General features: G+C 42.3%; 12 protein-coding genes. 11 read left to right on the forward strand and 1 reads right to left on the reverse strand.

Annotated elements, in window-relative coordinates:
- Window positions 1–51: 51 nt before the first annotated feature.
- A complete protein-coding gene (gene suhB / locus H5185_RS18865; RefSeq protein ID WP_124016082.1) occupies window positions 52–855 on the reverse strand; it encodes an inositol-1-monophosphatase in 804 nt (267 codons plus the stop codon).
- 150 nt (window positions 856–1,005) lie between these two features.
- On the opposite strand from suhB, the gene trmJ reads away from it, so the two are divergent.
- The 11 genes from trmJ (at window position 1,006) to ndk (ending at window position 9,867) form a co-directional block, all read left to right on the forward strand.
- Complete coding sequence (gene trmJ / locus H5185_RS18870) at window positions 1,006–1,728, forward strand: tRNA (cytosine(32)/uridine(32)-2'-O)-methyltransferase TrmJ (RefSeq protein ID WP_182699009.1); 723 nt, start codon at window positions 1,006–1,008, stop codon at window positions 1,726–1,728.
- Between the two features lie 18 nt (window positions 1,729–1,746).
- Complete coding sequence (cysE, locus tag H5185_RS18875) at window positions 1,747–2,568, forward strand: serine O-acetyltransferase (protein ID WP_182742862.1); 822 nt, start codon at window positions 1,747–1,749, stop codon at window positions 2,566–2,568.
- A 231-nt stretch (window positions 2,569–2,799) separates the two neighbouring features.
- A complete protein-coding gene (iscR, locus tag H5185_RS18880) occupies window positions 2,800–3,261 on the forward strand; it encodes a Fe-S cluster assembly transcriptional regulator IscR (RefSeq protein ID WP_011637879.1) in 462 nt (153 codons plus the stop codon).
- An 82-nt stretch (window positions 3,262–3,343) separates the two neighbouring features.
- On the forward strand, window positions 3,344–4,558 hold the full coding sequence (locus tag H5185_RS18885; RefSeq protein ID WP_124016079.1) for an IscS subfamily cysteine desulfurase: 1,215 nt from the start codon (window positions 3,344–3,346) through the stop codon (window positions 4,556–4,558).
- A 70-nt stretch (window positions 4,559–4,628) separates the two neighbouring features.
- Window positions 4,629–5,012 (forward strand): Fe-S cluster assembly scaffold IscU, encoded by a 384-nt coding sequence (gene iscU, locus H5185_RS18890; RefSeq protein WP_124016078.1) that lies wholly within the window; start codon window positions 4,629–4,631, stop codon window positions 5,010–5,012.
- A gap of 14 nt (window positions 5,013–5,026) precedes the next feature.
- Window positions 5,027–5,350, forward strand: coding sequence for an iron-sulfur cluster assembly protein IscA (gene iscA, locus H5185_RS18895; protein WP_124016077.1), 324 nt, complete (start codon window positions 5,027–5,029; stop codon window positions 5,348–5,350).
- A gap of 55 nt (window positions 5,351–5,405) precedes the next feature.
- Window positions 5,406–5,930, forward strand: coding sequence for a co-chaperone HscB (gene hscB / locus H5185_RS18900; RefSeq protein ID WP_124016076.1), 525 nt, complete (start codon window positions 5,406–5,408; stop codon window positions 5,928–5,930).
- A gap of 69 nt (window positions 5,931–5,999) precedes the next feature.
- Complete coding sequence (gene hscA / locus H5185_RS18905) at window positions 6,000–7,859, forward strand: Fe-S protein assembly chaperone HscA (protein WP_182742863.1); 1,860 nt, start codon at window positions 6,000–6,002, stop codon at window positions 7,857–7,859.
- A gap of 8 nt (window positions 7,860–7,867) precedes the next feature.
- Complete coding sequence (gene fdx, locus H5185_RS18910; RefSeq protein ID WP_124016074.1) at window positions 7,868–8,203, forward strand: ISC system 2Fe-2S type ferredoxin; 336 nt, start codon at window positions 7,868–7,870, stop codon at window positions 8,201–8,203.
- 171 nt (window positions 8,204–8,374) lie between these two features.
- Window positions 8,375–9,271, forward strand: coding sequence for a 30S ribosomal protein S6--L-glutamate ligase (rimK, locus tag H5185_RS18915; protein WP_124016073.1), 897 nt, complete (start codon window positions 8,375–8,377; stop codon window positions 9,269–9,271).
- A gap of 164 nt (window positions 9,272–9,435) precedes the next feature.
- Window positions 9,436–9,867: a nucleoside-diphosphate kinase gene (ndk, locus tag H5185_RS18920; RefSeq protein ID WP_124016072.1), complete on the forward strand. Its 432-nt coding sequence runs from the start codon at window positions 9,436–9,438 to the stop codon at window positions 9,865–9,867.
- Window positions 9,868–10,332: the final 465 nt, after the last annotated feature.

Here is a 10,332-nt window from a genome sequence, read left to right on the forward strand (position 1 = left end):
CGCTCAAGCGACGCTTGAGCGGTTTTTTTATCAATAAAGGTTAGTTAGCGATTAACGCTTTAAACCTTCATTCAGTAGAGGACGCATAATTTTGACTATCTGAGTGGTTACTTTTGGGCTACCTGCCACAATGTTACCTGAAGTCATATAGTTATGTGCACCCGTAAAGTCGGTCACTGTACCGCCGGCTTCACGACAAATTAAGTCGCCTGCTGCGATATCCCATGGTTTTAAACCTATTTCGAAGAAACCATCTAAACGGCCTGCTGCAACGTAAGCTAAATCTAATGCCGCTGAACCGCCACGACGAACATCGGCACACAATGAAAATACTTCGCCTAAAATGGCCATGTAGCTTTCAGTGTGTTGACGAGCTTTAAATGGAAAACCTGTGCCAATCATAGTGTTGCTTAAATCATTGACGTTAGTTACTCGCATGCGGAAGTCGTTAACCTTAGCGCCTTTGCCGCGAACAGCTGAAAATAATTCTTCACGAACAGGATCGTAAACAACGGCAACTTCAATTTTGCCTTTGTACTGAAGAGCGATAGACACCGCAAAATGAGGAATACCACGAACGAAGTTGTTAGTGCCATCCAAAGGATCAACTATCCAAATGTAGTCTTTATCAGTACCACGGTTTTCACCGTTTTCTTCACCAATAATGGTGTGGTCTGGATAAGATTTACGAATTTGATAAGTAATAGTTGCTTCTGCTTCCTTGTCTACACTAGTCACAAAATCATTAATACCTTTACTGCTTACCTCAACACGGTCAAGTTCAGTATAGGCGCGCATAATAGTTTGGCCAGCAGCGCGTGCAGCGCGTGTGGCAATAGTCAGCATCGGATGCATTGCAATCCCCTGGATGTTAAAGAACGAGTAAAATAGCGCCCGCATTATACTTAATTTAGCCGTTATATCAAATGCAGATTTTCATATAACGTAATTTTTAACGATTGTGTTAATATACGGGCAATATTTTTTGCTAAAAGAAAGTGCTACATGCTCAGTAATATTCGTGTTGTTTTAGTTGGTACCTCACACCCTGGTAATATTGGCTCTACAGCTAGAGCGATGAAAACCATGGGCTTATCAAATTTATATCTCGCCGAGCCAAGAGCTGAGCCTGATGGGCAATCGATAGCGCTTGCTGCAGGTGCATCTGATATTCTAAAAAATCTAACTCGTGTTGATTCATTAGAAGAGGCCATTGCCGATTGTAGTTTAGTGATAGCAACGAGTGCTCGTAGTCGTACTCTTGATTGGCCAATGCTTGACCCTCGAGAAGCGGGTTTAAAGTTAACTCAAGAAAGCCTAAATGGTCCGGTTGCTATTGTCTTTGGTCGTGAAAATCATGGCCTGAGTAATGAAGAATTACAGCAATGTACTTATCATGTGGCGATTCCGGCAAACCCAGAATACAGCTCGCTAAACTTGGCTCAAGCAGTACAAATTATTTGTTATGAAACTCGCGTCGCGCATTTAGCGCAAACAGCAACGCCAGTTGTCACAGAAGAATACCCATTAACATCTGAACTTGAACGCTTTTTTGTTCATTTAGAGTCGACCTTGTCTAAAACTGGTTTTGTGATTAAAAATCATCCTGGACAAGTCATGACTAAATTGCGTCGTTTATACACTCGTGCCCGTATTGAAGCACCTGAGATGAATATTCTTCGTGGCATTTTGACTTCCATTGATAAGAAAATGGATAAACAAGATTAAGTAGTAAAGGAACACACCATGGCCATCATCGCTAGGTTAAAAGAAGACATCGAATCGATTTATCATCGTGATCCTGCTGCAAACAGTACCATAGAGATAATATTTAATTACCCGGGTATGCATGCTATTTGGATCCACCGTATTAGTCATAAACTGTGGCTAGTGAACTGGCGTTTTACGGCCCGTTGTTTATCGACATTTTCTCGCTGGCTCACCGGTGTTGAAATTCATCCAGGTGCGACGATTGGCCGACGTTTCTTTATTGACCACGGTATGGGCGTTGTAATAGGTGAAACTGCCGAAATTGGTGATGATTGCACGCTGTATCATAGTGTTACTTTGGGCGGAACAACCTGGCAGCCAGGTAAACGTCATCCCACTTTAGGCAATAATGTGGTGATTGGGGCTGGGGCCAAAGTACTTGGACCTATCACAATGCACGATGGTGCACGTGTTGGCTCTAATTCTGTGGTGGTTAAGGATGTCGCCAGCGATCACACTGTGGTGGGCATTCCTGGGCGTGTGGTGTCTTCGCCGACCAACCAGTCAAAAGAAAAAACTGAACGTCGCACTGAGATGGCTAAAAAGTATGGCTTTGATGCGTACGCTGTGTCACCAGATAATCCTGATCCTGTGGCTAATGCCATAGGGCAAATGCTTGATCACATGCATTTAATGGACTCGAAAGTACAAGAACTGTGTAATGCCATTCAGCAAATGGGTGGTGAAGTTTGTACTAAAAAGTTGCCAGAGTTAAATGTGGATGCATTTGATGAGGCATCACGAGAAGCCGCGACCATTCGTAAACAAGACATTGATAAGTTCGACCCGAGTATTTAAAATTCAATAAGTCATTGTCGATTCAAGTCAAATAATCAGTTAATAATGCGATTAATTGCCTTGTCGGCATTGAATCTTACAAGATAAAAAGGTTAAATACCCGCGGCGAAATTGGGATCGTTTATAGTCAAACAACATCATAATACTTGAGTGATTTAGTAGGATTAATACTTGACTAAATTACTCGGGTATGTTGAAATTACTGCATACTTTTTGGGAGCAGTACAAGTTATGAAACTTACATCAAAAGGTCGCTATGCAGTGACAGCTATGCTGGATGTTGCGATTCACTCTGCTACTGGTCCTGTGCCTTTAGCTGATATTTCTGAAAGACAAGGAATTTCTTTGTCTTATCTTGAACAACTCTTCGCTAAGTTACGTAAACATGGTTTAGTGTCGAGTGTCCGCGGACCCGGTGGTGGTTACCGTTTAGGTTTAGAAGCCGTAGATATCTCAGTTGGCATGGTCGTGCATGCTGTTGACGAATCTGTAGACGCCACCCGTTGTCAAGGAAAAGGTAACTGCCAAAGTGGTACTCGTTGCCTAACCCATTCTTTATGGGGTGACTTAAGTAAACAAATTTCAGATTTTTTAGATGGTATTTCTCTTGCGGGTTTGATGCAAAAGCGAGATGTAAGATTTATTTCGTTAAAGCAAGATGAGATACAAAAGGAACATAGAGTGAGTCTATAACTCAACTATGTTGATTGATATATCATTATTATTTGTACGTTGTATGTAGCCTCATCTGAGACTGCTGAGTACGGAGTGTATTATGAAGCTTCCTATCTATTTAGATTATGCCGCAACAACGCCTGTAGACAAGCGTGTTGCTGAAAAAATGATGCAACACATGACGATGGACGGCGTATTTGGTAATCCAGCATCGCGTTCACACCGTTATGGTTGGCAAGCTGAAGAGGCGGTTGATATCGCCCGTAATCAAGTTGCTGATTTAATCAACGCTGATCACCGTGAGATTGTATTTACCTCAGGTGCGACAGAATCAAGTAACCTTGCGATTAAAGGTATTGCCCATTTTTATCATAAAAAGGGCAAGCACATCATTACCAGCAAAACTGAACATAAAGCTACGTTAGACACGTGCCGTCAGTTAGAGCGTGAAGGTTACGAAGTCACTTATATGGTTCCTGATGATAATGGCATCATCCCAATGGAACGCTTAGAAGCGGCGATGCGCGATGACACTATTTTAGTCAGCATTATGCACGTGAACAACGAAATTGGTGTGATTCACGATATCGATGCCATTGGTGAGTTATGCCGCGCAAAGGGTATCTTCTTCCATATGGATGCTGCCCAAAGTGCGGGTAAATTACCGATTGATGTGCAAACCACTAAAGTTGATTTGATTTCGATTTCTGGCCATAAAATGTATGGACCAAAAGGTATCGGCGCATTATATGTTCGCCGTAAGCCACGTATTCGTCTTGAATCGCAAATGCACGGTGGTGGACACGAGCGCGGAATGCGCAGTGGCACATTAGCAACTCATCAAATCGTTGGTTTAGGTGAAGCTGCTGTGATTGCCAAACAAGACATGGCTGCTGATAGCGAGCGTATTACTCGCCTTCGCGATAAGTTATGGAACGGTATTAAACACATAGAAGAAACCTATATCAATGGTGATATGGAACAACGCTACAGTGGTATTTTTAACGTGAGCTTCAACTTTGTTGAAGGTGAATCGTTAATGATGGCCTTAAAAGACTTAGCGGTTTCTTCTGGTTCAGCCTGTACTTCAGCAAGTTTAGAGCCAAGCTACGTATTACGTGCATTGGGTTTAAATGATGAAATGGCACACAGCTCAATTCGTTTCTCAATCGGCCGTTTTACTACCGATGAAGAAATTGACCATGCTATCAAAACGATAACTGAATCTATCGATAAGTTACGCGAAATGTCTCCATTATGGGAGATGTTCAAAGATGGTATCGATTTGGATCAAGTTCAATGGGCACATCACTAATTTAGATGGTTAAATAAGTGTAATACCATTATTCGTAAACTGATAACGACACAGATTTTGGAGCAGTATCATGGCTTATAGCGAAAAAGTAATCGATCATTATGAAAACCCACGTAACGTAGGTTCATTTGATAAGAACGACCCATCAATTGTTACCGGTATGGTTGGTGCACCAGCATGTGGTGATGTAATGAAGTTGCAACTTAAAATTAATGCTGATGGCATTATTGAAGATGCAAAATTCAAGACTTATGGTTGCGGCAGCGCAATTGCATCAAGCTCATTAGTGACTGAATGGGTTAAAGGCAAGAGTGTTGATGAAGCAGCGACCATTAAAAATGCTGACATTGCTGAAGAACTAGCACTACCGCCAGTTAAAATTCATTGCTCTATTTTGGCTGAAGACGCCATTAAAGCAGCAATTGAAGAGTATAAAAGCAGACAAGCTAAGTAATACCTGGAGTTAAGATGGCTATTTCAATGACCCCCGCTGCGGCTGATCGAGTAAGATCGTTTCTTGCTAATCGCGGGAAAGGCCTCGGCTTGCGCCTTGGGTTGAGAACATCAGGTTGTTCAGGTATGGCATACGTCATTGAGTTCGTTGATGATCTCAATGACGATGATGAGCTTTATAACATCGATGGTGTGAATATCATCATCGATGCCAAAAGCTTCATTTATTTGCAAGGTATTGAACTTGATTTTGTCAAAGAAGGCCTAAACGAAGGTTTTCAGTTCAATAATCCTAACGCAAAGGGTGAATGTGGTTGCGGTGAAAGTTTCACTGTTTAACCATTATTCACCTGTTAAGTCGTTTTATATCAAACAGTAAGCATGATATCTGCCCATGAATTATTTCGATCTGTTTAATGTTGCACCTGCCTTTGATATCGATACCGCCTTACTTGCAGAGCGCTACCGCGAACTGCAACGGGCGGTCCATCCCGATAAATTCGCGAATGATACCGAGCAAAAAAAGCTGCTATCTGTTCAGCGTACTGCACAAGTTAACGACGGCTATCAAACGTTAAAAAATCCCTTACGCCGTGCTGAACATATGTTGAGCCTGCGTGGTATTGAATTAAGCCACGAAACCACTACGCTCAAAGATGGTACATTTTTGATGCAACAAATGGAGTGGCGTGAAGCGCTTGAAGATATAACTCATAGCAGTGATCCGCAGTCTTCAATTGATGAGCTGTATGATTCATTTGCACAGTTTGAGTCGGTATTATCGGTTAAATTAGCGACGTTATTAGCCAGTGATGATAATGCAGATGCATTATTAGCGGCTGATCAAATTCGTAAGCTAAAATTTATGGCAAAATTGCAAGATGAGCTAGCTCGTATTGAAGATAGCTTGCTCGACTAAATTACCTTAAATTCTGAACCTTATTTATGATTAGCTTGGCTAATCGATAACACAACAAGTTGGAACACTATGGCACTGTTGCAAATTGCAGAACCTGGCCAAAGCGCCGCACCGCACCAGCATCGTCTTGCGGTTGGAATAGATCTTGGTACCACCAACTCACTTGTTGCTGCGGTAAGAAGTGCTCAAGCATTGACTTTGCCTGATGAGCAAGGACGTCATTCTTTGCCTTCTGTGGTGCATTATGGTGATACCAATGTACTCGTTGGCTACGAAGCTCAACAACAATCAGCATTAGATCCACAAAATACTATCGTTTCGGTTAAGCGTTTTATGGGACGAAGCCTTACTGATATTCAGTCTGGCGTTCATCGATTACCCTACGCTTTACACGCGAGTGAAAACGGCTTGCCGGTGTTTACTACGCCTATTGGGCAAGTTAATCCTATTCAAGTGTCTGCCGAAATTTTAAAACCTTTAATTGCCCGAGCGGAAACTACGTTAGGTGGCGAGTTAGAAGGCGTGGTCATTACCGTACCTGCGTATTTTGATGATGCACAACGTCAAGGTACTAAAGACGCTGCAGAATTATTAGGCGTTAAAGTATTACGCTTACTTAACGAACCTACTGCTGCTGCTATTGCCTATGGACTTGATTCGAAGCAAGAAGGCGTGATTGCCATTTACGATTTAGGTGGCGGTACTTTTGATATCTCTGTTCTGCGTTTGAATCGTGGTGTATTTGAAGTGTTAGCCACAGGCGGTGATTCTGCTTTGGGTGGTGATGACTTTGATCATTTACTTGTTAGCCATTTGCAAACAACGTGGAACATCACTGAGCCGAATAATCAGTTAGCACGTCAGTTACAGATTGAGGCTCGCCGGGTCAAAGAAGCATTAACTGAAAATGACAGCGTTGAAGCCTCTGTTGTCATTGGCGACCAAACCGTCAGCTGTAGTGTCGATAAAAATCTATTTAATGAACTCATTGGCGCATTGGTGAAAAAAACCATTGGTAGCTGTCGTCGCACTTTACGTGATGCAGGTGTGAGCGTGGATGAGGTGATTGAAACTGTCATGGTCGGTGGTTCAACTCGAGTTCCTTTAGTTCGTGAACAAGTTGAAATATTCTTCAAAAAAACACCGTTGACTTCAATTGACCCTGATCGCGTTGTTGCCATTGGTGCGGCTATTCAAGCCGATATTCTCGTTGGCAATAAACCCGATTCAGACTTATTACTGTTAGATGTGATCCCATTATCGCTCGGTGTTGAAACCATGGGTGGCTTGGTTGAAAAAGTGGTTACGCGTAATACCACTATTCCAGTTGCACGGGCACAAGAGTTTACCACTTTTAAAGATGGTCAAACTGCGATGGCATTTCATGTGGTTCAGGGGGAACGAGAGCTGGTTGACGATTGTCGTTCTTTGGCGCGCTTTACACTACACGGTATTCCGCCGCTCGCCGCTGGAGCTGCTCATATTCGAGTGACATTCCAAGTCGATGCTGATGGTCTGCTCAGTGTTACTGCGATGGAAAAGTCCACTGGAGTTAAGACATCGATTCAAGTTAAACCTTCATTTGGTTTATCCGATACTGAAATCGCCACCATGCTAAAAGATTCGATGAAGTATGCTAAAGAAGACATTACTCGTCGTATGCTAGCAGAGCAAAAAGTTGAAGCCGCGCGGGTGATAGAATCCCTTAACGCAGCCTTGGCTAAAGATGCTGCACTGCTGGATGAGCATGAACGTCAACAGTTAGTGGTAGCGATCGCAGAACTTGATGCCGCCGCGCAACAAGACGATATTGATGCTATTGAAAAAGCAATTGCAAATCTCGACGATAAGACTCAAGATTTTGCGTCAAGACGTATGGATAATTCTATTAGAGCGGCGCTTAAAGGGCAGTCGGTCGACAACATATAGGTGAAATGATGCCACAGTTAGTATTTTTACCCCATCAAGAACTTTGTCCAGACGGCGCAGTACTTGAAGCTGAAGTAGGCGAGACGATTTTAAACGTTGCATTGCGTAACGGTATTCATATTGAACATGCCTGTGAAAAGTCTTGTGCTTGTACTACTTGCCATGTAGTTGTACGCGAAGGATTTGATCAACTCGAAGAAAGTGATGAGCTAGAAGATGACATGCTCGATAAAGCATGGGGCTTAGAACCTGAAAGCCGTCTATCTTGCCAAGCTAAAGTGGTTGATTGCGATATGATCATCGATATCCCTAAATACACAGTGAACATGGTGAGCGAAGGCTAGCCTTTACTGGTAGATTAACCCATCAAAATCGTTATTCATTGTGGGTAATTGGTCACAAAAAAAGAGTCAATCTATTAGGATTGGCTCTTTTTTTATCTATGGATATAGCAGTCATTGATTTTAAATATACTCAGCGTATGATGCCGGAAAATTTCTCTTTTGGAGCACTCTGTGCGCATTGCAATACTGTCTCAAGGCCCGCAATTATATTCTACTAAACGCTTAGTTGAAGCTGCATTAGCCCGGGGACATGAGGTCAAGGTTATCAACCCGTTAAAGTGTTATATGAATATTAATATGACCAAGCCTAGCATTCATATGGCGGGCAAAGATTTAGGCCATTTTGATGCGGTTATTCCACGGATTGGCGCTTCAGTAACCTTTTATGGTTCCGCTGTATTACGCCAATTTGAAATGATGGGTGTGTATGCGGTTAATGGCTCCATTGGGATTGCACGTTCACGGGATAAATTGCGTTCAATGCAGCTGTTGTCGCGGCAGGGGATTGGCTTACCTATCACCGGTTTTGCCAATAAACCGAGCGACATCCCTGATTTGATTGATATGGTGGGCGGAGCACCTTTGGTGGTTAAACTACTGGAAGGGACTCAGGGTATTGGCGTGGTATTAGCGGAGACTCGCAAAGCGGCTGAGAGCGTGCTAGAAGCCTTTATGGGCTTAAAGGCTAACATAATGGTACAAGAATATATTGCTGAAGCCAAAGGCGCAGATATTCGCTGTTTCGTGTTGGGTGATAAAGTGATAGCAGCGATGAAGCGCCAAGCAAAGCCGGGTGAGTTTCGATCTAACTTGCACCGTGGTGGCAGTGCAACTTTGGTTAAGTTAACCCCAGAAGAACGTTCTGTTGCACTTCGTGCCGCCAAAACAATGGGGTTGAATATTGCTGGCGTTGATTTACTGCGCTCAAATCATGGTCCTGTGGTGATGGAAGTCAATTCATCTCCTGGTTTAGAAGGCATTGAGAAAGCGACACAAAAAGACGTTGCTGACGCCATCATTAGCTTCATGGAAAAAAGTATTAATAAAACGGTTAAGGCTGCAGAGTAAGATGAATGTTTGCTCATGGAGCATAAATTGCGCCATGTTAATATAAATGACGCAATTAAGTGATGAAATATCACTGCTTAAGCGGATATGGCTAGGAATATACCCTGAAATTACGTATAATCCGCGCGAATTTTTTAAACTTGCTCACATTAAGGAAGCTCGTTATGTCGATCGAACGCACATTCTCTATCATCAAGCCAGATGCAGTTGCTAACAACCACATTGGCGCTATTTACAACCGTTTTGAATCAGCTGGTCTTAAGATCATCGCTTCTAAAATGGTTCACCTATCTAAAGAACAAGCTGAAGGTTTCTACGCTGAGCATAGCGCACGTCCTTTCTTTGGCGCTTTAGTGTCTTTCATGACATCTGGTCCAGTTATGGTTCAAGTGTTAGAAGGCGAAAACGCTGTTCTAGCTAACCGTGAAATCATGGGTGCAACTAACCCAGCTGAAGCTGCTCGTGGCACGCTTCGTGGTGATTACGCTGCAAGCATCGACGAAAACGCAGTTCACGGTTCTGATGCTCTTGAATCAGCAGCTCGTGAAATTGCTTACTTCTTCAGCGCTGATGAAGTGTGCCCACGCACTCGTTAATTATTGCTGTAAGTTGATTAAAAGGAGCTTCGGCTCCTTTTTTTTGTTCGTTTCCTCAATACCTCCTCTATTCATGTCTACTCTGCGATTTATAAAGCAGCCAGTCACATCAGAAACGCTACATTTATGTAACATTCCACTTTCGGTGCGTGATGTGAATTGACAGTCTGCTATGTTCGAAACTCTCCAACTTTAATGAGTCATAATTGGGTTAAATATAATAAATCTTGATTTTTTTAGGGCTAATTAGCAGAGCATATGTCGGTTTATATTAGGTTTTTTGAATGGAATTCAGCTAATAAAATAGGAGGAGAGTTAGTTTTTGAATAAATAATCAATAATATTGAAATGTCATTCTGATGATTTTTAGGGCAATTATTAAATTTTTTTGTAAATATTAAAAATTAATTTTTGATGCATTTCATGATCAATTGTTATTTATTTGTTGCCTGTGTTTTAAGTTTG

The sequence above is a fragment of the Shewanella sp. SG44-6 genome (assembly GCF_014164185.1).
GTDB classification, from domain to species: Bacteria; Pseudomonadota; Gammaproteobacteria; order Enterobacterales; family Shewanellaceae; genus Shewanella; species Shewanella vesiculosa.

What these genes read in the sequence shown, in the direction of transcription:
- iscR (WP_011637879.1), top strand. Translation starts at nt 2,800, where the DNA reads ATGAAACTTACATCAAAAGGTCGCTATGCAGTGACAGCTATGCTGGAT.
- iscA (WP_124016077.1), top strand. Translation starts at nt 5,027, where the DNA reads ATGGCTATTTCAATGACCCCCGCTGCGGCTGATCGAGTAAGATCGTTT.
- iscU (WP_124016078.1), top strand. Translation starts at nt 4,629, where the DNA reads ATGGCTTATAGCGAAAAAGTAATCGATCATTATGAAAACCCACGTAAC.
- H5185_RS18885 (WP_124016079.1), top strand. Translation starts at nt 3,344, where the DNA reads ATGAAGCTTCCTATCTATTTAGATTATGCCGCAACAACGCCTGTAGAC.
- suhB (WP_124016082.1), bottom strand. Translation starts at nt 855, where the DNA reads ATGCATCCGATGCTGACTATTGCCACACGCGCTGCACGCGCTGCTGGC.
- trmJ (WP_182699009.1), top strand. Translation starts at nt 1,006, where the DNA reads ATGCTCAGTAATATTCGTGTTGTTTTAGTTGGTACCTCACACCCTGGT.
- fdx (WP_124016074.1), top strand. Translation starts at nt 7,868, where the DNA reads ATGCCACAGTTAGTATTTTTACCCCATCAAGAACTTTGTCCAGACGGC.
- hscA (WP_182742863.1), top strand. Translation starts at nt 6,000, where the DNA reads ATGGCACTGTTGCAAATTGCAGAACCTGGCCAAAGCGCCGCACCGCAC.
- ndk (WP_124016072.1), top strand. Translation starts at nt 9,436, where the DNA reads ATGTCGATCGAACGCACATTCTCTATCATCAAGCCAGATGCAGTTGCT.
- hscB (WP_124016076.1), top strand. Translation starts at nt 5,406, where the DNA reads ATGAATTATTTCGATCTGTTTAATGTTGCACCTGCCTTTGATATCGAT.
- cysE (WP_182742862.1), top strand. Translation starts at nt 1,747, where the DNA reads ATGGCCATCATCGCTAGGTTAAAAGAAGACATCGAATCGATTTATCAT.